The organism is Rothia sp. 11273D007AR, from assembly GCF_053547255.1.
Genome location: NZ_JBPPWJ010000016.1, coordinates 23,655 through 45,073 on the forward strand (window position 1 = coordinate 23,655; position 21,419 = coordinate 45,073).

At 57.7% G+C, this 21,419-nt stretch carries 23 protein-coding genes; 10 read left to right on the forward strand and 13 right to left on the reverse strand.

Annotated features, from left to right (window positions below; all coding sequences use genetic code 11):
- Positions 1–39: 39 nt before the first annotated feature.
- Entirely contained in the window at positions 40–1,446 is a 1,407-nt protein-coding gene (locus ACED88_RS09350) for a CCA tRNA nucleotidyltransferase (protein ID WP_449107162.1), read from the reverse strand.
- A gap of 92 nt (positions 1,447–1,538) precedes the next feature.
- Here ACED88_RS09350 and ACED88_RS09355 point away from each other — a divergent pair, with 92 nt between their 5' ends.
- The 5 genes from ACED88_RS09355 (at position 1,539) to trxA (ending at position 6,546) form a co-directional block, all read left to right on the forward strand.
- The gene (locus ACED88_RS09355) at positions 1,539–2,042 is read left to right on the forward strand and encodes an NUDIX domain-containing protein (protein WP_237197713.1); all 504 of its coding nucleotides are present in this window, start codon (positions 1,539–1,541) and stop codon (positions 2,040–2,042) included.
- Positions 2,043–2,066: 24 nt separating this feature from the next.
- Positions 2,067–3,749, forward strand: coding sequence for a murein biosynthesis integral membrane protein MurJ (gene murJ / locus ACED88_RS09360; RefSeq protein ID WP_449107163.1), 1,683 nt, complete (start codon positions 2,067–2,069; stop codon positions 3,747–3,749).
- 49 nt (positions 3,750–3,798) lie between these two features.
- Positions 3,799–5,061 carry a serine/threonine protein kinase gene (locus ACED88_RS09365; RefSeq protein WP_449107164.1) on the forward strand — a complete coding sequence of 421 codons (1,263 nt, stop codon included), beginning with the start codon at positions 3,799–3,801 and terminating at the stop codon, positions 5,059–5,061.
- A gap of 94 nt (positions 5,062–5,155) precedes the next feature.
- The gene (gene trxB / locus ACED88_RS09370) at positions 5,156–6,190 is read left to right on the forward strand and encodes a thioredoxin-disulfide reductase (protein WP_449107165.1); all 1,035 of its coding nucleotides are present in this window, start codon (positions 5,156–5,158) and stop codon (positions 6,188–6,190) included.
- A gap of 35 nt (positions 6,191–6,225) precedes the next feature.
- Positions 6,226–6,546: a thioredoxin gene (gene trxA, locus ACED88_RS09375; protein ID WP_185173759.1), complete on the forward strand. Its 321-nt coding sequence runs from the start codon at positions 6,226–6,228 to the stop codon at positions 6,544–6,546.
- Between the two features lie 143 nt (positions 6,547–6,689).
- Here the strand turns inward: trxA and ACED88_RS09380 are convergent, their stop codons facing one another.
- The 6 genes from ACED88_RS09380 to ACED88_RS09405 all read right to left on the reverse strand — a co-directional run bounded on the left by ACED88_RS09380 (position 6,690) and on the right by ACED88_RS09405 (position 11,957).
- Positions 6,690–7,349: a hypothetical protein gene (locus ACED88_RS09380; protein ID WP_449107166.1), complete on the reverse strand. Its 660-nt coding sequence runs from the start codon at positions 7,347–7,349 to the stop codon at positions 6,690–6,692.
- Positions 7,350–7,531: 182 nt separating this feature from the next.
- Complete coding sequence (locus ACED88_RS09385) at positions 7,532–8,317, reverse strand: helix-turn-helix domain-containing protein (RefSeq protein ID WP_449107167.1); 786 nt, start codon at positions 8,315–8,317, stop codon at positions 7,532–7,534.
- A 97-nt stretch (positions 8,318–8,414) separates the two neighbouring features.
- Entirely contained in the window at positions 8,415–8,693 is a 279-nt protein-coding gene (locus ACED88_RS09390; protein WP_449107168.1) for a hypothetical protein, read from the reverse strand.
- 122 nt (positions 8,694–8,815) lie between these two features.
- A complete protein-coding gene (locus ACED88_RS09395; protein ID WP_449109439.1) occupies positions 8,816–9,049 on the reverse strand; it encodes a hypothetical protein in 234 nt (77 codons plus the stop codon).
- Between the two features lie 552 nt (positions 9,050–9,601).
- Positions 9,602–10,711, reverse strand: coding sequence for a ParB/RepB/Spo0J family partition protein (locus ACED88_RS09400; protein ID WP_449107169.1), 1,110 nt, complete (start codon positions 10,709–10,711; stop codon positions 9,602–9,604).
- Positions 10,712–10,910: 199 nt separating this feature from the next.
- Positions 10,911–11,957 (reverse strand): ParA family protein, encoded by a 1,047-nt coding sequence (locus tag ACED88_RS09405; RefSeq protein ID WP_449107170.1) that lies wholly within the window; start codon positions 11,955–11,957, stop codon positions 10,911–10,913.
- Between the two features lie 126 nt (positions 11,958–12,083).
- Here ACED88_RS09405 and ACED88_RS09410 point away from each other — a divergent pair, with 126 nt between their 5' ends.
- Positions 12,084–12,599 carry an N-acetyltransferase family protein gene (locus tag ACED88_RS09410; protein ID WP_449107171.1) on the forward strand — a complete coding sequence of 172 codons (516 nt, stop codon included), beginning with the start codon at positions 12,084–12,086 and terminating at the stop codon, positions 12,597–12,599.
- A gap of 65 nt (positions 12,600–12,664) precedes the next feature.
- Here the strand turns inward: ACED88_RS09410 and rsmG are convergent, their stop codons facing one another.
- From rsmG to rpmH, 6 genes are all read right to left on the reverse strand, one after another.
- The gene (gene rsmG / locus ACED88_RS09415) at positions 12,665–13,315 is read right to left on the reverse strand and encodes a 16S rRNA (guanine(527)-N(7))-methyltransferase RsmG (protein ID WP_449107172.1); all 651 of its coding nucleotides are present in this window, start codon (positions 13,313–13,315) and stop codon (positions 12,665–12,667) included.
- A 3-nt stretch (positions 13,316–13,318) separates the two neighbouring features.
- On the reverse strand, positions 13,319–13,849 hold the full coding sequence (locus ACED88_RS09420) for a Jag family protein (RefSeq protein ID WP_449107173.1): 531 nt from the start codon (positions 13,847–13,849) through the stop codon (positions 13,319–13,321).
- 22 nt (positions 13,850–13,871) lie between these two features.
- On the reverse strand, positions 13,872–14,843 hold the full coding sequence (yidC, locus tag ACED88_RS09425) for a membrane protein insertase YidC (protein ID WP_237205117.1): 972 nt from the start codon (positions 14,841–14,843) through the stop codon (positions 13,872–13,874).
- Between the two features lie 58 nt (positions 14,844–14,901).
- A complete protein-coding gene (yidD, locus tag ACED88_RS09430; RefSeq protein WP_449107174.1) occupies positions 14,902–15,306 on the reverse strand; it encodes a membrane protein insertion efficiency factor YidD in 405 nt (134 codons plus the stop codon).
- 3 nt (positions 15,307–15,309) lie between these two features.
- Complete coding sequence (rnpA, locus tag ACED88_RS09435; RefSeq protein ID WP_449109440.1) at positions 15,310–15,672, reverse strand: ribonuclease P protein component; 363 nt, start codon at positions 15,670–15,672, stop codon at positions 15,310–15,312.
- A 95-nt stretch (positions 15,673–15,767) separates the two neighbouring features.
- Positions 15,768–15,905, reverse strand: coding sequence for a 50S ribosomal protein L34 (gene rpmH, locus ACED88_RS09440; protein WP_083091541.1), 138 nt, complete (start codon positions 15,903–15,905; stop codon positions 15,768–15,770).
- Between the two features lie 496 nt (positions 15,906–16,401).
- Between rpmH and dnaA the strand changes: the two genes are divergently transcribed.
- The 4 genes from dnaA to ACED88_RS09460 all read left to right on the forward strand — a co-directional run bounded on the left by dnaA (position 16,402) and on the right by ACED88_RS09460 (position 21,402).
- Positions 16,402–17,973, forward strand: coding sequence for a chromosomal replication initiator protein DnaA (gene dnaA / locus ACED88_RS09445; RefSeq protein ID WP_449109443.1), 1,572 nt, complete (start codon positions 16,402–16,404; stop codon positions 17,971–17,973).
- Between the two features lie 459 nt (positions 17,974–18,432).
- Complete coding sequence (gene dnaN / locus ACED88_RS09450) at positions 18,433–19,560, forward strand: DNA polymerase III subunit beta (RefSeq protein ID WP_449109441.1); 1,128 nt, start codon at positions 18,433–18,435, stop codon at positions 19,558–19,560.
- A 36-nt stretch (positions 19,561–19,596) separates the two neighbouring features.
- Positions 19,597–20,790: a DNA replication/repair protein RecF gene (recF, locus tag ACED88_RS09455; RefSeq protein ID WP_449109444.1), complete on the forward strand. Its 1,194-nt coding sequence runs from the start codon at positions 19,597–19,599 to the stop codon at positions 20,788–20,790.
- A gap of 18 nt (positions 20,791–20,808) precedes the next feature.
- Positions 20,809–21,402 carry a DUF721 domain-containing protein gene (locus tag ACED88_RS09460; protein WP_237198221.1) on the forward strand — a complete coding sequence of 198 codons (594 nt, stop codon included), beginning with the start codon at positions 20,809–20,811 and terminating at the stop codon, positions 21,400–21,402.
- Positions 21,403–21,419 lie beyond the last annotated feature (17 nt).

Genomic DNA, 21,419 nt, shown 5'->3' on the forward strand with positions numbered 1-21,419 from the left:
TATATATAAGGCTATATGCTTATACTCAGGTTTCTGGCCTTACTTTTTGCTCCACTCCAACAGGCGGGCCGTTGCTTTTTCCTTGCCCAGGGCGCCTTCGTCCAGGCGCAGGTTGAGCAGGAACTTGTAGGCCTGTCCCACCTGCGGGCCGGGCTTGATACCCAGAATCGCCATGATTTCTTCGCCGTCCAAATCAGGGCGGATAGCGTCCAGTTCCTCCTGCTCGGCCAGCTCTGCGATGCGGCGCTCCAGGTCGTCGTAGGCGGACGCAATGCGGTTGGCCTTGCGCTTGTTGCGGGTGGTGACGTCCGCCCGGGTCAGCCGGTGCAGGCGCTCCAGCAGGTCCCCGGCATCGCGTACGTAGCGGCGCACCGCAGAGTCCGACCAGCCGGCGTCCCCGTAGCCGTAGAAGCGCATGTGAAGCTCTACCAGGCGGGCAACGGCCTTGATGGTGTCGTTATCGAAGCGCAGCTCGCGCATGCGCTTCTTGGTGAGCTTAGCCCCCACCACGTCGTGGTGCAGGAAGCTCACAGCCCCGTTGCTCTCGAACTTGCGGGTGGCGGGCTTGCCAATATCGTGCATGAGGGCGGCAAAGCGCAGGATGAAGTCGGGGCCGGGCACAGCGCCGTCTGCACCGGTTTCGAGGGCGGCAGCCTGTTCCATGACGGTCAGGGAGTGCTGGTAGACGTCCTTGTGGCGGTGGTGCTCGTCGGTCTCCAGCTTCAGGGCCGGGATTTCGGGTAGGACAAAGGACGCCAGTCCCGACTCCACAAGCAGGTCAACGCCGCGGCGGGGGGCGGTACCGCAGATGAGCTTGACCAGCTCATCGCGCACGCGCTCAGCCGAAATAATCTGAATACGGTCGGCCATATCGACCATGGCCTCAAAAACCTCGGGGGCCAGGTCAATATCCAGGCGGGATGCGAAGCGGGCGGCGCGCATCATGCGCAGCGGGTCGTCAGAAAAGGACGCCTGTGGGGTGCCGGGGGTACGAATAATGCCCTTCTGTAGGTCCTCCTGACCCCCAAAGGGGTCAACCAGTTCAAGGGAGGGCAGGCGCAGGGCCATAGAGTTGATGGTGAAGTCGCGGCGGAAGAGGTCTTCCTTCAAATCTGTACCGAAGGCAACAACCGGCTTACGGGAATCAGGGTCGTACTTTTCAGCACGGTAGGTGGTGATTTCAACCATCTCATTACCCTTGCGGATGCCGATGGTGCCGTACTCCTTGCCGATCTCCCAGGTAGCGTCGGCCCAGCCGTCCACCACAGCCAGGGTTTCATCGGGAGTGGCGTTGGTAGTGAAGTCCAAATCTACCGAGGTTTCCCCCAAAAACAGGTCACGGACGGGCCCGCCCACCAGGGCTAATTCAAAGCCCGCGCGGGCAAAGAGCTCGCCCGCTTCACGTGCTACCGGGTGGATGAGGGAGGTATCAAAAACATGCGCCATAACCCTTCAATCGTGCCAGCAAACCGCACAAGTTACCACTTACACCCTCAACTTTTAAAACATAGCCCCGATATATCGGTTAAGGTAGAGACATGACTTTTCCTATTCCCCGGGCACCGAAGAGGCGGGCTTTCACGCCCGTTGCTGCCATGCCCACGGTTGAGGAGGTCTCTGCAGGCGGCGTCATCGTCAACTTTGACGACCGCAACCTGCCCGTTGCTATCATCGCCCGCATCAACCGCGGCGGGCGCCTGGAATGGTGCCTACCCAAGGGCCATCCCGAGGGGGACGAGTCCAAGGCGGCAGCTGCGGCCCGTGAAATTGAAGAAGAAACCGGTATTTCTGGCGACGTGATTACTTCGCTGGGATCCATCGACTACTGGTTCAATGTGTCCGGGCACCGCGTGCATAAGACGGTTCACCACTTCTTGTTCTCTGCAACCGGTGGCGAGCTAACCACCGAGAACGACCCCGACCATGAGGCGGTTGATGTCGCCTGGGTCAACATCGATGATTTGGGGCGTAAACTCTCCTTCCCCAATGAGCGGCGCATCGCTGAGATTGCCCGTGAGTACATCATTCACCAGCTCTCCTAGCTGACTGAGTAGATAAGGATTCCCGTGGCACGTTCCGGTGCTTTATCCAGCGCAATTATGGCCGCTGGTACGCTCGTTTCGAGGGTTCTGGGCTTCGTCAAAACCTTCCTGATTACTGTTGCTCTCGGTGCCACCACTACCGTGGGCGATATTTTTGAAACCGCTAACACCCTGCCCAACCTGATTTATGTGCTGGTAGCTGGCGGTATTTTTAACGCCGTCCTGGTGCCTCAAATCATCAAGGCTGCCAAGCACGATGACGGCGGCTCCGACTACGTCTCGCGTCTGGTAACGCTGGCGGTCAGCGGTATCGCGGCAGTAACCGCGGTCGTCCTGCTCTTCTCCTGGCCCATTATTGCGGTGATGGGCAGCAAGTGGACGCCCGAGCAACAGCATTTCGGCTGGATTTTCGCCCTCTGGTGCCTGCCCCAGATTTTCTTCTACGGCCTCTACACGGTCCTAGGCCAGGTGCTCAACGCCCGCGGTGCCTTTGGCTGGTACATGTGGGCTCCCGTCCTCAACAATGTGGTAGCTATTGCCGCCCTGGTTGTCTTCATCGTTTCTTTCGGCCCCCAGGACGTCACCACCAACCCGCCCTTCCATAACCTAGAGAGCTGGACGTCTGCCCAGACCCTGGTGCTGGCAGGTTCAGCGACCCTGGGTGTAGCCCTGCAGGCCCTCATTCTCTTTATCCCCCTGCGTAAGGTGGGTCTGAAGCTGCGCCCGAAATTTGGTTGGCGAGGCATCGGCCTGGGCACAGCAGCAAACCTAGCAGGATGGACGCTAGCTACCGGTGCAATCTCTAACCTGGCTTTCATGTACCTCACCAAGGTCGCAGCCGGTGTAATCGGCGCCCGCGAGGACTTCCTCGCCATGGGCGTGCAAATTCCCGGTGTGCAGGCCCTGAACTACTCATCTATGCTCTACTCCCTGCCCCACGGCGTCATTGGCCTCTCCATCGCCACGGTGCTCTTCAACCGCATGTCAGCCGCCTCGCAGGACGACGACCATAGCTCGGTAGCCGCCGCACTCTCGTCCGGCCTGCGTACCGCATCTATCGCCACCATCTTCTGCGCTGTAGCCCTCATCGTCTTCGCCGGGCCCATCGGCATGATCTTCGGCGGCGGCTCCCAGCAAGCAGGCGCAGTGATTGGCCAGACCATCGCCGTCATAGCCCTGGGCGGCCCCTTCCTCACCATCGCCTTCATGATGGGTCGCGTCTTCTACTCCCAAGAAGACGCCAGAACACCCTTCTACATCCAGCTCATCTCAGCGGTTGTTATTGTCGCCATGGGCTTCACCGCCTCTCAGCTGGCTCCCCAATACACCATCTATGGCCTGGCCCTCACCTACGCCCTGCAGAACGTGCTGGCGGTCTATCTAAGCCACCGCGTCCTTGCCCGCCGCCTCGGCGACTACGGGGTGCGTGAACTCGTCTCAACCCACGCCCGCGTCTCCTTCGCATCCATCGGCGCAGGTCTAGCCGGTGCCGCCGCCCTCTACCTACTGGGTGGCTACACCTTCGACGGCTTCGCCTGGGCCTCACGAGGGAGCGCCTTCATCACCGTCCTTACAGGCGGTATCGTCATGGCGGTTGCCTACTACGCCATGCTTATGCTCTTCCGCGTACGCGAGCTCGATACCCTGATGAACCCGATTATGGCGAAACTCGGTATGCACCGCCCCACTGTCCGCCACAAAGGGTAAACTCAGTAACCTAACCAATCACTCACCCATTCGCAACGGGAGGCCCCACTTGACACAGCAGATTCCCCTCAACACCCTGCTGGGAGATCGCTACAAAGTCACCGCGCACCTGCTCGACACAGCCAGCGGCGACACCGTGCTTGAGGGCCTTGATACGGTACTTAACCGCAAGGTCTCCATCGTTGTGGCAGCCCCCGACCACAGCCGTCTATTGGTCGCCAATGCCCGCAATTCCAGCGCGCTTTCCCGTTCCGCTGTGCAGGTGCTCGACCTGGGCAACCACAGCGAGCGCACCTACCTAATCACCTCTCATTCCCGCCCTGACACCCTGCTCGATGTGCTCCTGACCGAGGGCGGCAGCAACTCCGCTGAAGAATTCGGCGAGGAAATCTTTGGTGATACCGGTTCCATGACCGCCCCCAATACCTACGTGGTGGCTAAAGAAAAGCCCGCTGGCCAGGGCCAGGACGCCGGCGCGGCAGCAGGTGCCGCAGCGGTAGCGGGTGCAACCTCCATCTCTGCCACCCGTAACCTCTCCACCGTAGAAGAAGAACCCGCCGACGAGTTCGAAGAATACGACGCCGAAGAAGAGGGCTACTACGAGGGGGACGAACCCACCGAACGCAACGGTGGCATGTGGGTCGTTGGTATCGCGGCCGTCCTGCTGCTCGTTATCGGCGCCGGAGCCGTCTTTGCCAGCCTCGGCGGCATGGTAGATTCTGACGCCTCAAAGCAGGTACTCGACGCCAACGGCACCGCCGTAGCCACCGCACCAGCCAGTGCCTCGGCAAGCGCCTCAGCGAGCGCGTCCGCCTCAGCAACCCCCAGCGAAACCTCCCTGCCCACCCCCAAGATTGAGGGCACCTTCACCCGCACGGTACCGTCCGCTCCCACCCTCATGGCTGAAAGCGATTCCCTGCTGGACAACCTGACCGATGGCAATGCCTCCACCACCTGGCTCTCCCTGGCCTTTGGCTCAGCGAACTTCGGTGGGCTGACCGATTCCTTCTATCTCTCAGCCAAGCTCGATGAGGCAACCACCGTCAACAGCATCACCATCAACCAGGTGTCAGGTGTGGGTGGCGCTTTCACCATCTATGCCAACGACTCAGCCTCCATTGAAGGAGCCACCGAAATCGGCTCCGGTAGCTTCGCAGCCACCGGCGACACCACCGTCCAGCTCAACAAGGACGCCCAGGACGGCAAGACCGAATACATCATCGTCCAGTTCACCAGCGCACCGCAGCTGAGCCAGCCCATCGTATCGGGCTACGTCTACGGCCTGCGACTGGCAGAAATTTCCGTCAAGTAACAGTACACCTACCGCCGGCGGGTGGGTTGGGAATAAACCCCACCCACCCGCCGTTCCATACCCATAGCGCACCAAACCAACACCAAGGAGAACAATGACCGACAACGCACTCGGAGGCCTCTTCGGCGGCGCTGCTGCCGGCATCAACCTGGCAGGAGCAGCCACTACCACTGCCCCCGACGCCACCGCCGAGAGCGGCGACCAGACCGTCCACAACGTCATCATCGTGGGCTCAGGCCCCTCGGGCTACACCGCCGCTATTTACACCGCACGGGCCAATCTCAAGCCCGTCCTTTTTGCTTCTTCTATCTCCCCCGGTGGTGACCTGATGACCACCACCGAGGTCGAGAACTTCCCCGGCTTCATTAACGGCATTCAGGGCCCAGAGCTGATGACCAACATCGGTGCCCAGGCCGAGCGTTTTGGTGCGGATATCCGCTACGAGGACGTTGCCGAGGTTGAGCTGGAGGGCGATGTTAAGAAGGTTATTCTGACCGACGGGTCAGTTCATCTGGCCAAGACCGTTATCATCTCCACCGGTTCTGAGTACCGCAAGCTGGGCGTGGATGGCGAAGCCCGCCTTTCTGGCCACGGCGTCTCCTGGTGTGCAACCTGCGACGGCTTCTTCTTCAAGGAGAAGGCCCTGGCTGTTATTGGCGGTGGCGACTCCGCCCTCGAAGAGGCCCTTTTCCTGACCTCTTTTGCCTCGAAGGTTTACCTAGTTCACCGCCGCGATTCTTTCCGCGCCTCAGAGATTATGGCTCAGCGAGCTCTGGCCCACGAGAAGATTGAGGTCATCTGGGATTCGGTTGTTAAGACTATCGACGGTGGCGAGAAGGTCTCCGGCCTGACCCTGTCGAATGTAAAGACCGGTGAGGAAACCTCCCTGGATGTTGAGGGTGTATTCGTTGCTATCGGCTCAGACCCCCGTACCTCCCTGGTTCAGGGCCAGCTGGACCTGACCGAAGCCGGCACGATCGCCGTTGAGGGCCGTTCTTCTCGTACCTCTATCCCGGGTGTCTTTGCCGCAGGCGACGTCATCGACCCCACCTACCGCCAGGCCATCACAGCAGCCGGTTCAGGCTGCGTCGCAGCCCTGGATGCCCAGCACTACCTCGAGGCCCTCTAAGCCTCCTCTACCCCCTCTACGAAAGGTTATTTATCATGGCACAGCAGGTTACTGACGCTACTTTTGCTGACGAGGTTCTGAAGTCAGACAAGCCCGTCATCGTCGATTTCTGGGCTGAATGGTGCGGCCCCTGCCGCATGGTCGGCCCTATCATCGACCAGCTCGGTGAAGAGTACGGCGACAAGGTCAAGGTACTCAAGCTCGACGTTGAGAACAACCCCGCCACCGCAATGAAATACGGTATTACCTCTATCCCCGCTATCTATGTTTTCAAGGACGGCGAGGTTGCCAAGCAGACCGTCGGCGCTAAGCCCAAGGCTGCCCTGGAGCAGGAGTTCGCGGAGTTCCTCAAGTAGGCTCTGCTTCTTCTCTAGACGCCCCTGACAAGCCCCTCAGCTTCCTGCTGAGGGGCTTGTTTGTGGCCACAGATGACTGCCAGAGACATCAGAAGAGGGTCGGAGTGTTTCACGTGAAACTCAGCAGATTGACCGCCTGATAACTAGGGACGAAGCGCGCAGGATACGAGAAAACGCATGAGCTGTGTTGCATTATCGCGAGTGAAGAGGGTGTCAAGCGCCTGGTTGAACTCTAGCCGTCGAGCAAAGGGAATATTGATGGCGTCAAAGCCATGCGACATTAGCTCTCCTGCCATCATCAATCGGGCGGTACGTTTGTTTCCATCAAAATAGAACTGAGATCGCACTGCGGAACAAAAGTAGGCAAGGGACCGCTCCCGAGGGTCTTCTATCTGGCTTAAGGCAGCCAGGAGGTTTGCGTAGTCTGCTAGAAGTTTTTCCCCGTTCTCACCGTGATCATCGCCGTCAATGACGCCACCTTGAGAGAGGCGCACATTTCCTCCGCCGGTCACAATTCCCTGACCTCGAAAAAGCCCGCTCTCGATAGCTTCATGCCGGGCAACAAGGGCATGAACCTGATTGGAGAACTCCCTGGTTAGTTCAAATGTTCCGGACTCAACATGCTCTGCAACGAAGTTGTAGCCCTCACTCAAGGCAAAAATTTGCTCCTCATCTTCAATGCTTTTCCCGCCCACCGTTACTCCATCGAGCAGGGTAATGACTTCTGGCAGAGTGAAAGCATTTCCTTCTAAGGCTGCAGTATTCCAAATCAGCTCGTTCAAATTGTGTTTAAAACGTGCCACAGCTCGCCCAGGCTCACTAGGCAAGATAGAGGAAGTATCTATAGGGCCGTTCCAAAAAATGCGTCCTGTCGTGTGCCGCTCATCTTGGGGAGCTATAAATCCTTCAGGTTGGGACGGCTGTAAAGGGCTGCCTGAAGGGTTACCGTTGCCCCAATGTATGCGGCGAGGAGGGAGACTCATGGTTAGTTTTCACCCCACTGGCTTGTTATCTGGCGGGCTAATGCTCCAAAGCTAAGAGAGTGCAGGTCAAGTATGCCTTGGACGGGGGAAACTAGGTTTATGCCTCCTTCATAAGTGGCTCCTTCGAGCTCATAGGTTTCAGCCTGCGCTAGAACAATTCCTGCAGGTTGAAAATTTGTGGCTTCGGCCAGGTTTAGAGAAAGATTCTGAGCTGCTAGTTCAAGGTTTTCTGCTACCCAGAGAACAATGGGAGCCAAAACAGCTTGCTTCCCCAAAAGGTGCGAGGCAAGGGGGGCACCAGAAAGAGCCCAGGAGGCTTTGCTTTGATCTCCTGCTGAAGCTACACGCAAGGCAAGTTCGGCTGGTGACATCGAAGGAGCTGGCGCATAGAAACGCACTCCCTGCCGCTGGGCCAGGTTTCCGTAAGGAGCGATTTTTTCAGCAATTTTTTCAGGGTCAAGGGGAGCTTCTGGGGTGGTGGGGATAATTTCCCACCGCTCATAGCGAGTTAACCATTGGGCTACTTCTGGACGAGTTTGAGGCAGGTTTTCTGGCAGGGTAGGGTCGAGAAGATAACGAGCTGCAGTAACAGCCCAGGGGTCTGAGGCTGGCCTGATGGAGCAGCTGAGATCATACCCATGAGCTAGTGCTATTTCACGCAAGGTCGCGGGTGTGGGCTCCGTTTTTTCTTGGGTTATGCGGAGCAAGGTTGAGCGAGCTATACCGGCTTTTCGAGCTGTTTGGGTAGGCTGTTTGACTGCTTCACTAATGAGTTCAGATATATCCACATGCCCCACCCTAAAATATCTGTTGCATACATGCAACAGACGGTGCACGCACGCAACACATATTTTGAAATATCACTCCATTCGTTTCACAAGAATCTTATTTTATTTTCTTTCCAAGAAGACTAAATCCCCACAATAAAAGCACCAGCGGTGCCAGCAGGGTTGATAGAGATGGATAACTTTTTACTACCGCACCCTCAGGGAGATTCTCCCATGTGCAGGTGTACCCTAAAGGAATAACTGAAAAACCTGCTTCACCATAAATGGAATCAAGATTAGTTGGGCACGAGGTAAACGTTTGCGAGAAAATAAACAATTCAGCGCCTACAGCACATATCCATATAAGAAGGGCTGCAAAAAATAATTTATTCGACATATTCCAATCTCTATTTTCAGTTGAAAGTCAGTGATGACTGAGTATATGAATCAGGTTCTGTTTCACGTGAAACGGAGGAATGACCTTTCAATTTAAACAAACTTGATTCTTTAAGGTTGTTTTTATGATTCTAGAGGGTCTTTACCGGGGTCATAGATTAATGAGCTCTCGCGTCCGCTTTTCTGAGATGCTTCATATCCAGCAGATCGGCCGGGAGCAAAAGAAGAACCATATAATTCCAGGGGCTGGGCTAAAGCATCACCCAGCGTCGATTTATTACCAGAAGATATATCACCCTCACTAGCGACAGATTTATTTTTAGAATTTCTCGCTTTAGGATTTTCTTTAATAACCACACGGCGCACAACGGCAACAAAGGCAAAAAACAGTAAGCCGTAAATAATAAAAACACCAAACCAGGCAATAAATTCATAGAAAAAAATTCACGATCACCACCTCCTTGTGATACACCCAGTGTAAAACATGCGGTATTCACATCACCACTTCTTTACGCCCACATTTCACGCCCTCACAGACATTTCACCGGGAAGCAGAAGATGAGAACCCCCTACCAGCAGGGGCCAGGCAAAGATCTGCTGAATGCAACGCAACAAAGAATTCATACGGTTTTGCGCTCTAGCAGCAAAAAATTGGAGCTCTAGAAGCCACTCTCAGCGCCTAACGCGACTTAACCGGCATCCAAGTAAGTTACACCCTCTTTAAGGCCCTCAGACGGCCGTACAGCGCTTTTTCACCTCCCCACAAGCCCAAAAAACCTAGATTTCCGCTCAGGGGCACCCATATACGTCATGTTTCACGTGAAACATAAAGAAGCGGTACCTGCGCTTCGAACAGGTACCGCTTTCAGGTCTCACGGGCAGGCCAGCCAACCCAAACTGACCGATCCCCTACTTTTTCTTGAGCTTGGGATCAATGATGTCAAGAATTCGATTGAGGTCGTCCACCGAGGCGAACTCGATGGTCATCTTGCCCTTACGAGCTCCCAGATTAATTTTGACGTTGGTATCCAGTTTGTCGGCCAAAGCATCGGCCAGATAATCCAGACGTTCTGAGTGGTCCTGCACCTTAGTGGTCTTCTGAGCACGCTCGGGGGCAGCAGAGCTACCAGCTGACACGAGCTCTTCAACAGCTCGCACAGACAGACCCTCATTGACGATTTTCTGGGCCAGAGTCTCAATATCAGCGGCCTTTTTCAGCCCCAGCAGGGCACGGGCATGACCCGAAGAAATGGTACCGGCAGCAACCCGGCGCTGAACCAGGGCAGGCAGTTTCAGCAGGCGGATAGTATTTGAAATCTGCGGGCGAGAGCGACCAATGCGTTGGGCCAGCTGTTCCTGGGTGGTTCCAAACTCTTCCAGAAGCTGCTGGTAGGCGGCAGCTTCTTCTATGGGGTTGAGCTGTGAACGGTGGAGGTTCTCCAGCAGGGCATCCCGCAGCAGGTCTTCGTCCTGAGTCTCACGAATAATCGCAGGAATGGTGGTCAGGCCCGCCCGCTGGGTAGCGCGCCAGCGGCGCTCACCCATGATGAGCTCGTACTTTTCAGCGCCGTCCTCCCGGCTGGGGCGCACAACAATCGGCTGGAGTACGCCGATTTCTTTAATAGAGTGCACCAGCTCCTGCATATCGTGCTCGTCAAAGTCGGTACGAGGCTGCTTACGGTTGGGGTGAATATCGGTGACGTTGAGGGTCGCAAAATCAGCGCCAGGAACAGGCACAAGGCCGTCTCCTGCTGCAGCGGTTTCGTCGCCGAAGAAGAAATCGACAGGACGCCGGGAACCGGTTGCGGTGCGCAGGGCAGCTCCCATGTCTGCCCGCTTCTTCTTTGATGTTTCACGTGAAACGCTCTTCTGGGCGGGGGCAGGAGTCTCTACACCTAGACCCAGATCTAGCTGTTCGCTCTCTACCGACTCGGTGTTTTTCTGCTCCACCGGGGGCTTAGCGCTCTCCGGAATGAGGGCTCCCAGACCCCGACCTAGACCGCGTTTTTTCTCTGCCACATTGACCTCCGTGCTCAAAAGTTTTCTCCACCCAAGTCTAGTGGAGTCAACTGCGCTGCGTAGACCAACGGCGCCCTGTGTAAACACAAGGCGCCGCTATTCTCGCTGAGCTTATCCGAGAGCCCCAGCAGGCTCACGCTCACTGCGAGTCCGCTGGGGCTTTCTGTAAATATTTGCTAAAACATCTTTGATACTGTGTTTATGCCCTTTTTGCCATCTCCATGGCGGCTTTCAAATAAGCCACAGCGCCGGGTGAGATAGGGTCATAGCTCATCACCGTTTGTTGATAGCTGGGGGCTTCAGAGATGCGCACAGACCGGGGAATAGCGGTATCGAGCACCTGATCTGGGAAGTGCTCCCGCACTTCGTCAGCGACCTGGGATGAAAGGTTGGTACGGCCGTCGTACATGGTGAGCAAGATGGTGCTAATGTGCAGCTCTGAATTGAGGTGCTTTTGAATCATGCCGATATTCTTCAGCAGCTGGCTCAGCCCTTCCAGGGCGTAGTACTCACACTGAATAGGAATCAGTACTTCACGAGCAGCACAGAAAGCGTTGATGGTGAGCAATCCCAGGGAGGGTGGGCAGTCAATGAAGATATAGTCCAGGCGGGGAAGGCCGGCTGCTTCGCGGGCTGCCGCGTAATCAGATACAGCGGTCTTCAATCGCGTCTCTCGGGCCACCATAGAGACCAGCTCGATTTCAGCACCCGCTAGATCGATGTTGGCAGGGGCGCACCAAAGGTTCTCGATATCTGGGCAGGGCTGCACAATATCTGCCAGGGGCTTATCGTCAATCAGAACATCGTAGGTTGAAGGAACCTCTACCCCGTGCTCAATGCCTAGGGCAGTAGATGCGTTGCCCTGGGGGTCATTGTCGATCACTAAAACATTCATGCCCTTGAGGGCGAGAGCGGCAGCTAGATTGACAGCGGTTGAGGTCTTACCGACCCCACCCTTCTGGTTGGAGATAGTAAAGATACGAGTCTCATGGGGGCGGCTGAGAGTCTCACTTGCCAGCGCTTCAAACTGTTGCTTGGCAGAGCGGGCCTGTTGGCTGATGGGGTTATTCTGGGCGGACGCAAGGTCAGCACGCTCTAGCTTTTCACGTGTTTCACGTGAAACATGTGAGCCGCGGTCGGGCTTTGCGGAGGCGTCCTGAGGTTCAGGTGGTAACCCAAAATCGGGAATATTGGAGATAGTAGACACCGGCTGTGCTCCCTCGGTAGGTGTGATGGTCTCGCTCATCTAAGGTTACCTGCTTACACCCGGCCGTCTGAATCACTAAATATTAAACACTATTTATAGGTTGTTTAAATAAATATTTCCCCACGTTTCACGTGAAACACTGCTCCAGTTCTATAATCACCAACCATGACCATCATTCGACCAGCCCGCCCAGAAGACGCCGCCAACCTGGCCGTCCTTTCAGCAGAAACCTTCTCTGAAACCTTTACCTACTACCCACCAGAAGACCTAGCCACCTATCTAGCCGAGGCCTACACAGAAGCGGGATATGCGCGTGATATCGCCAGCCCCGACTACGGCATCTGGGTAGCGGAGCAGGGCGGCAACCTCATCGGCTACATAGTAGCGTCCTCCGCCCATCTCCCCCACCCAGAGCTCAAAAGCACTGATGGAGAGATCAGGCGGCTCTACGTGCGTTCTGAGCACCAGGGGCAGGGTCTAGGCTCCCAGCTCCTTGAAAAGGCCCTCCAGTGGCTTCTCAAGGACAAGCCACAGCGCACCCTCTGGCTGGGTGTCTGGTCTGAAAACTATGGGGCTCAGCGCCTCTATAGCCGCTACGGCTTTAAACGGGTGGGCGACTACTACTTCGAGGTCGGCAGCACCCGGGACTTTGAGTTCATCTTCAGAAGGGACCCCCGCTAGGCCCATAAGAAAAAGCCCGGCTCCCCTTGAAAGGGGAGCCGGGCTGTGCCGTCCTCGGGTAAAGGTTAGAGGCTAACGCGCACTACAGTGGTGGGCTCTTCGAGCAGGGACTCACCGGCAACCAAAATTTCGGTCTCGCGAGCGCCGTACTTGTTGAGCTTCTTCTGAGCCTTGGTAATCTCGTCCGCCGCGCTGCGGCCCTTGAGGGCTAGCAGCTGGCCAGTGCCGCGCAGAATCGGCAGGGTGATGTCCAGCAGGCCAACGAGGGCTGAGACGGCGCGGGCGGTCACATAGTCAGCGTCAACCTGGCCTACGGCCTGCTCAGCGCGCGAGCGCAGGATTTCGACATTATCGAGCCCGAGATCGTCCACGACCTCGGTCAGCCAGATAACTCGGCGCTCCAAGGGCTCAATGAGGGTCAGCTGCAGGTCGGGGCGGGCAATGGCCAGACAGAGGCCGGGCAAGCCCGCACCGGAGCCCACGTCGGCGACGCGGGCGCCGTCCTCGATGAACTCCTCAACCACGGCGCAGTTGAGCACGTGGCGCTCCCAGAGGCGGGGAACCTCGCGGGGGCCAATCAGGCCTCGTTCGATGCCGCTGGTAGCTAGGTGCTCCACGTAGCGCTCTGCCAGGGGCAGGCGGTCACCGAAGATCTGGTCGGCAGCTACCAGGGTAGGGCCAGCCAGTTCGGGAAGGTCGGTGGTTGCTTCGTTCATGGTCTAGTCCTCCGCCGGCATGATGACGATATGACGGTCGGGACCAGCGCCTTCGGACTCGGAGTGGAGGCCGTGGGCTGCCACAATGTCGTGTACCAGTTTACGCTCGTAGGAGCCCAGGGGCTCCAGGTGCACGTCGTCACCGGTTTCTTTGACGCGGGCAATGGCGGTTTCAGCCATGTCCACGAGAGCCTTCTGGCGGCCGGCACGATGCTCAGCGATGTCCAGAATCAGGCGGGTGCGCTGGCCGGTGGCAGCCAGCACCGAGAGGCGCACGAGCTCCTGCAGGGCGTCCAGCACTTCGCCGTCTTCACCCACGAGGGCAGAGAGTTCAGTGTTATTGCCGTCCTCGGTTACAACCGAGAGGTAGGTGCGGCCGTTGCGCACCTCGATGTCGATGTCGCCGTCGATGTCTGCGATGTCGAGAAGTTCTTCGAGGTAGTCAGCGGCGATGTCGCCTTCGTCCTCAAAGCCCTGCTCTGCGGCGTCTTCAAGGACGCTGTCTGCGGCGGTTTCTTCGTAGGCTTCAGTCATGGGGTTCCTCCTGTAGCTGCCGCTATTTCTTCTTGTTCTGCTGCTTTTGGCGCTTCTTGCTCATAGGCTGCTGACGCTGGCCGCGGTTGGCACGCTCACGCTGGGCTTCGAGCTCAGCTTCGTGCTCTTCCTTGGTCTTACCAACGGGGGGCAGACCCTTGGCGGCGCGGCGCTCGTTGAGCTCACGCTCGGCCTGAGAACCGGGGGTGGGGTTGTTCTTGATGACCCAGTACTGCTGGCCCAGTGACCAGAAGTTGGAGACGGTCCAGTAGACGAGCACGCCCAGGGGGAAGTTGATACCCGAGATAGCGAAGACCAGGGGCAGCACGTAGAGCATGATCTGCTGCTGGCGGTACATGGGGGACTGCTTGGCGGCGTCCGACATATTCTTCACCGAGAGCTGCTTGGTGATGTAGAACTGGGTAGCGCTCATGAGCACGACCATGATGGCGGCGATGATGATGGTCGCTGCGTGGTTGCCATCGCCGGGGCGCATCATAGTGGAGAAGAGGGGGGCGCCGAAGATGTAGGCGTCGTTGAACTGCTCGACCTTGTCGTTGGAGAGCATCAAGATGCTCTCGTTGTTAGCAGCTGCGCTGGGTACACCGTTGAGTACCTGGAAGAGGCCGAAGAAGATGGGCATCTGCACCAGGATGGGCATGCAGGAGGCCAGGGGGTTGGAGCCGGTCTTGCGGTAGAGTTCCATCTGCTCCTGGGCCATGGCCTGGCGGGAGAGCTGGTCGGTCTTGCCCTTGTACTTGGCCTGGAGCTTGGCCAGTTCGGGCTGCAGTTCCTGCATGCCGCGCATGGCCTTGATCTGCTTCATGAAGAGCGGGATGGTGAGGGTTCGCATGACCAGGGTCAGGCCGATGATGGCCAGTACCCAGGTGACGCCGGACGCGGGGTCCATGCCGATGGCGGTGAAGAGTTCGTGGAATGCCCAGAGAATCGCCGAGACGATCCATTTGAAGGGCCAGAGAATGATGTCGAACATAGTTCTCTCCCTGGCTCGGGTGTGTGAGCCGGTTGTGGTGGACTGCAGCCAGTGCCTGTTAGTGGTTCAGGTGCTGGTGCGGGTGGTTTAGAAGTATTATTTTGGGTTCGGTGCCGGGGGCGAAGGTGCGCCGCCCGGGTGGAACCGGGTCGAGGCCTCCGGTGGCCCAGGGGTGGCAGCGCAGTAGACGGCGGACGGTCAGCGAGAGGCCGCGTATGGCGCCGTGGGTGGTGAGCGATTCGAGCCCGTAGGCTGAGCAGCTCGGATAGTACCGGCAGACGTTGCCGTAGAGCGGCGAGACGATGGCGCGGTAGACCTTGATGAAAGCGATGAGGACGTTCTGGGGCAGGGTGATAGCTGCCTGAACGAGGGTGGTGGGTACGACGAACTCGTGGGGGGCCTGGTTGAGCAGGACGTCTTCGTCCGTGTGAGCCCCGCTGGGGTGCTGATGGGAGGCGCTCATGGCTTAGAGCTCCTCTCGGGCGGTGGCACCGAGTTTTTTGAGGGTAGTGGCCAGCGCGCTGGTCAGGTCTGTTTCGAGGTCGATGTAGGTGGCGGACGCTGCCGGCGGCAGGGCGCGCACAACCACCCGGTAGCCGGTGGGGTTTTCGGCGACGAAGGGAGCGATGATGTCGCGGAGGCGTCGCTTGGTTTTATTGCGGGTAACGGCGTTACCGACGGCCTTGGAGACGATGAAACCGATGATGGTTGGTTCTTCGCCTGTTTTGGCTGTATATAGAACTAAGTTCCGACGCCCTGAGCGGGCGCCGGAACGTGTAGTTGCTGAGAATTGAGCCGAAGCTCGCATCCGGTGCTGTTGTGCCAGCACGTAGTCTCCTTTGTCTTTTCGGTCGCCTCTCGGCGGGCTGCGTGATCACGCTGGCCTGCACAAGGGGCTAGGCCGAGGCGAGGAGATGTGAAGCCTTATGCTGAGAGGCTTGCGCGGCCCTTTGAACGACGGTTCGCGAGGATGGCGCGGCCTGCACGGGTGCGCATGCGAAGACGGAAGCCGTGCTTCTTGGCGCGGCGGCGGTTATTCGGCTGGAAAGTCCGCTTGCTCATTTGGTTACTCCAAAAATGGTTGGTACGGGGGCCAACCTTTCAACAGTTCTTCGAACAGGTTGACGCTTCTTGCTCGTGTGTTAGCTCCGCCGCGTAAGGGGCGGATATCAGGCCTTAGATATAGGCATAGTCCTAGCACACTTTGACTAAACAACTCTAGAAGAGGTTGCGATATAAGGTCAAGCCCGCTAGGGGTAGGTCTTTAATCACAGGCAGGTGGGAGAGTTTGCCCACACCTGTGGATAGCTTGCGAGCGCGCTCGCCCTAGCGAGAGTTATCCACAGGCGCACCGGGGAAAGTTGTAAGTTACAAAAACTGCGGCTTTGAGCTAGCGGTGCGCGGTTTAATCACATACTGTAAATAGGTACTCCCCTCGTTAAATCACAAGTTTTCCACCCTGTGGATAAGATGGTGATAAATCGGTGGGCCCTGCGGCTAAGCTGTGGGTAAGTTTTTTGCGTGACCTGAGATTAAAGGAGAGCCAGTGGGCGATTATATGGACCCGGAGCTTCAGAAGAAGTGGATGCACCTGGTAACTCTGTTGCGGGCAGATACCTCGGTGGCTCAGCGTCACCGCGCGCATATTGGCCTGGCTCAGCCTCACGCTTTTATGGGTAATGTGCTGCTGATTGCGGTGCCGAGCGAGTTTACCCGCGATATTTTTCAGCACGAGCTGAAGGAGACCCTGCAGGAGGCTATTACCGCGACCTTTGGTCAGGGGGTGACCGAGGCTTTCATTATTGATACCAGTCTCGAGAATTCTCCTGAGAAGGTGGCGCTGCCCGCAGCGGAACGTCCTGCTGCTCCGTCTTTCCCTGCGCCCGCTGAGCGGGAGCAGGCTTCCCGTGCCGGTTTCGACGACGCTGCCCACCAGCGTCCGGACGTCGCCCCCGCCTTTGGGCAGGCCCCGGTGGCTCCCGAGTTTGCCCAGGTCAACCACGAGGTAGAGCCCCTTGAAGAGCCTGTTGAGGCAGGCGAGCTGGTCGAGACCCCCGCAGAGCCGGGGGATGTAAAGACCTGGGACTCCACCGCGCGCCTGAACCCCAAGTACACCTTCGATAGCTTTGTGATTGGCCAGTCCAACCGTTTTGCCCACGCGGCTGCCTTCGCGGTGTCCGAAACCCCGGCGTCTGCCTACAACCCCCTCTTTATCTATGGCGGCTCGGGTCTGGGCAAAACCCACCTGCTGCACGCCATCGGCCACTATGCCAAGAGCCTCTACCCCGGTTTGCGGGTGCGCTATGTGAACTCTGAGGAGTTCACCAACGACTTCATCAACTCCATTCGCGACAACAACGGTATTACCTTTAAGCAGATTTACCGCAATGTCGATATGCTCCTGATCGACGATATTCAGTTCCTGGCTGGGAAAGATAGCACCCAGGAAGAGTTCTTCCATACTTTCAACGCCCTGCACAACCACCAGAAGCAGGTGGTCATTACCTCTGACCTGCCGCCCAAGCAGCTGACCGGCTTTGCAGAGCGTATGCGCTCGCGCTTTGAGTGGGGTTTGATTACCGATGTTCAGCCTCCGGAGCTCGAAACCCGTATCGCGATTCTGAGTAAGAAGGCCCAGAACGAGGGTCTTGATGTGCCCGATGACGTGATGGAATATATTGCCTCGCACATCTCCACCAATATTCGTGAGCTGGAGGGCGCGCTGATTCGTGTGACCGCTTTTGCCTCCTTGCAGGGGCAGCCGGTGGATATGCAGCTGGCGGAGCAGGTGCTCAAGGATCTGTTGCTGGACGACGGTGCCCAGGAGATTACGGCCTCGCAGGTGCTGCAGGCGACGGCAGAGTACTTTGACGTGACGATTGATGATCTGCGGTCGAAGTCCCGTAGCCGTACTCTGGTGAACGCGCGTCAGATTGCCATGTATCTCTTGCGAGAGCTCACCGATATGTCACTGCCCCGTATCGGGCAGGAGCTGGGCGACCGTGACCATACCACCGTGATGTACGCAGATCGCAAGATTCGTAACCTCATGGCGGAGCGTCGACCTATCTTTAACCAGGTCACAGAGCTTACCAACCGTATTAAGCAGGGGTCTCGCGACGCATCCTAACCCTAAAAGGCCTAGTCACAGGGTTGTGGATAACTTTGAGATTTAAGGGGTTTTAATGTGGATGTTAAGTGCATGAATATGCAAAGCCTGTGCAGTTCAGTGAATGCATAAATATCCATCCACTATTCATTCACAGTGGAGACGGGTTTTCTGCACAGGCACCCCACAAGCACTTGGTTGAGATTCCGGGGTCAAACGAGGTTTTCCACAGTTTTCACAAGGGTTATTAACACTACGATTCTTAAAGAAAAAACGTCAAATAACAAAAAATCTGTGCTCGTACTGCCGGGCGGGGTTGGGCTCTTGTAATTACAGATTTTCATGAGGGCTCTTTGGTTCAGGGTCACGGCTTGTAATTACAGAAAAATAGCTTTAGCGCCAAGGTAGTCCGGTAGACTGGACACCTGAACTGTGCCCGTTTAAGGGCTTCTCATGTTTAAAGCTTTGGAAGGTGCTCCAGTGAAATTTACTGTCGAACGCGATACTTTGGCCGAGGCCGTCAGCTGGACTGCCCGCTCCCTCTCCCCCCGTCCGCCCGTACCGGTACTCTCTGGCCTACTCATCAAGGCAGCTGCCGGTGAAGTCTCTATCGCCAGCTTCGACTACGAGACCTCAGCTAAGCTCAACATCGCAGCCGACATCGCAGAAGAAGGTGAAGCCCTCGTCTCAGGCCGCCTACTCGCTGATATCTGCCGTTCACTCCCCAAGTCCGATGTGACCTTTGAACTTCGTGAAGGCAAGGTTCATCTCTCCTGCGGTTCTTCTAACTTCAACCTGTCCTCCATGCCCGTAGCTGACTACCCCGAGCTACCTGCCCTCCCGGCAGTTTCAGGTACCGTCGAAGGCTCTGAATTCGCCAAGGCAGTTACCCAGGTATCGGTAGCAGCTTCAAAGGACGATACCCTACCGATTCTGACCGGCGTCCGTGTAGAAATTGAGGGCGACCAGATCACCCTGCTGGCTACTGACCGCTACCGTCTGGCCATGCGCGAACTGACCTGGAACCCCGCAGACGCTTCTATCTCTACCGCAGCCCTGGTCAAGGCTAAGACCCTGTCTGAGGTCGCTAAGACCCTGGGCGGGGCAGGGGACCTGTCCATTGCTCTATCTGACACCCACGAACTCATTGGCTTCGAGTCTGACTCCCGCCGTACCACCAGCCTGCTGGTCGATGGCGAGTACCCCAAGATTCGCTCCCTCTTCCCCGAAGTCACCCCCGTGCACGCCATCGTCCGCACCTCAGACCTGTTGGAAGCCGTCCGCCGTGTCTCCCTGGTCGCTGAGCGCAATACCCCCGTCCGCCTGGCCTTCAGCCAGGGCCAGGTCACCCTGGACGCCGGTACCGGCGAGGACGCCCAGGCAACCGAGGTGCTGCAGGCCCACCTGCGCGGCGACGACATCACCGTAGCCTTCAACCCCAGCTACCTCTCCGAGGGTCTGCACACCTTCGCGGCCAACAAGTTCGTGCGCTTCTCCTTCACCGACCCCCGCAAGCCCGTTGTGCTCTCTGAGCAGGACGACTGGCAGGCTGAGGACGAGAAGAACTACCGCTACTTGCTCATGCCTATCCGCCTACAGAACCAGTAAAACTGCAGGTCAAACCGCTATCTCAAGGAGGGCGCGCTGTACATCGACCACCTTTCGTTGATGGACTACCGCACCTACCAGCTCCTGACTCTCCCCCTCACCCCCGGCGTCACCGTCTTTCTCGGGTCAAACGGGGTGGGCAAAACCAATATCGTTGAAGCCATCGACTACACCGCGCAGCTGGCTTCTCACCGGGTTAGTCAGGACGCCCCGCTGGTACGTGTGGGCGCTGATCGCGCCTACATCCGCACCCGCACAGTTCGCGGCAACCAGCAGACCGTCCTTGAGTTTGAACTAGCCCCCGGTAAAAGCAACCGGGTGCGCATCAACCGGGCGGCGCCCGTCCGCGCCCGTGAAGCCCTGGGTGTCACCCGCACCGTGCTTTTCTCACCCGAGGATTTGCAGCTGGTGAAGGGGGACCCCGCCGGGCGGCGCCGTTTTCTTGATGATCTGGCGGTATCCCTGCGCCCCTCCGTTGCCGCCTACCGGGCGGACTATGAGCGGGTTTTGCGTCAGCGGAATTCCCTGCTCAAGTCCATGCGCTCGCGGCGCAGCACCGGGACCGAGGACGCCTACACCCTGGAGGTCTGGAACAAGCAGCTGGCGGACGCCGGTGCCCACCTTCTGCAGGCCCGGCTGCGCACCCTGGCCCTGCTTCTGCCGCAACTACAGAGGGCCTATACCGAGCTCACGGACGGCTCTAAGAGCGTGAGCCTGGTGTACGACTCCACTGTTTTCCCGCCGATTTCAGCTAACCTTCTGCCCACCGCAGCCCTGATGGGGGTAGATGATCTGCGGGAGGCTATGCTGCGCGGTTTTGCCGAAAAGCAGCGGGAAGAACTGGAGCGCGGCGTGACCCTGGTGGGCCCCCATCGCGATGACCTTGCCCTGGAACTCGGTGGCATTCCGGTCAAGGGCTTTGCCTCCCACGGGGAAAGCTGGTCGTATGCCCTGGCTCTGAAGCTGGCCTCCTGGTATGTACACCTGGCAGATAATGACGCCCCCGGGTCCTCGCCGATTCTGATTCTCGACGATGTCTTTGCTGAGCTTGATACTGCCCGGCGTCATAAGCTGGGTGCTATTGTGGCCGGGGCTGAACAGGTATTGGTGACCTGTGCTGTAGCAAGTGATATCCCTGAAGAACTGGGAGAGATTACCCTGGTAAGAGTCGAGCCCGGTAGTGCCCGAGTGGAAAGCTCCCCACTAGGTAATATTCCAAATAAGGAATAATTGGGCAGCGGGGTAAATATGGTTGATTCAGAATATGATGTAGAAGCAGTGGATGCTCCCCATGCCCTGCTCAGCCGCATACGAGCTGCGAAAGAAGCCCGCGGTGAACACCGCGTGCAGGGTGCAGCTGGGCGAAAAATCATCAAAGACTTCGGGCGGGTGATGAATGCTGAACCCGGTACTAAAGTCCGCCGCTATACCTCAACAGAAGCAAGCGGCCAGCTGGGTGGCTACACCGGGGCTGGCCCCAGTGCTCGAGACCCACAGAGTCTGGGCGGTCTGCTAGATCGCGTCATCATGGAAAGAGGCTGGACCACTCCCCTAGCTGTTTCATCGGTCATGGCCCGCTGGGATAAGTTGGTCGGACCCCAGATTGCCTCGAAGGCCGCCCCCGAAAGTTTTGAAGACGGGGTCATGACCGTGCGCTGTGAATCCACTGCCTGGGCCGTACAGATCCGCCAGATGAAGTACGACATCATGCGCCGCTTCAACGGGGAGTTGGGAGACGATGTCGTCAAAGACGTGCGCGCCTTTGGGCCAGCAGCCCCCTCGTGGAAAAAAGGACGGCGGGTTGCACCCGGCGGCCGCGGCCCCCGTGATACCTACGGGTAGAAAACCCAAGAGTGCAA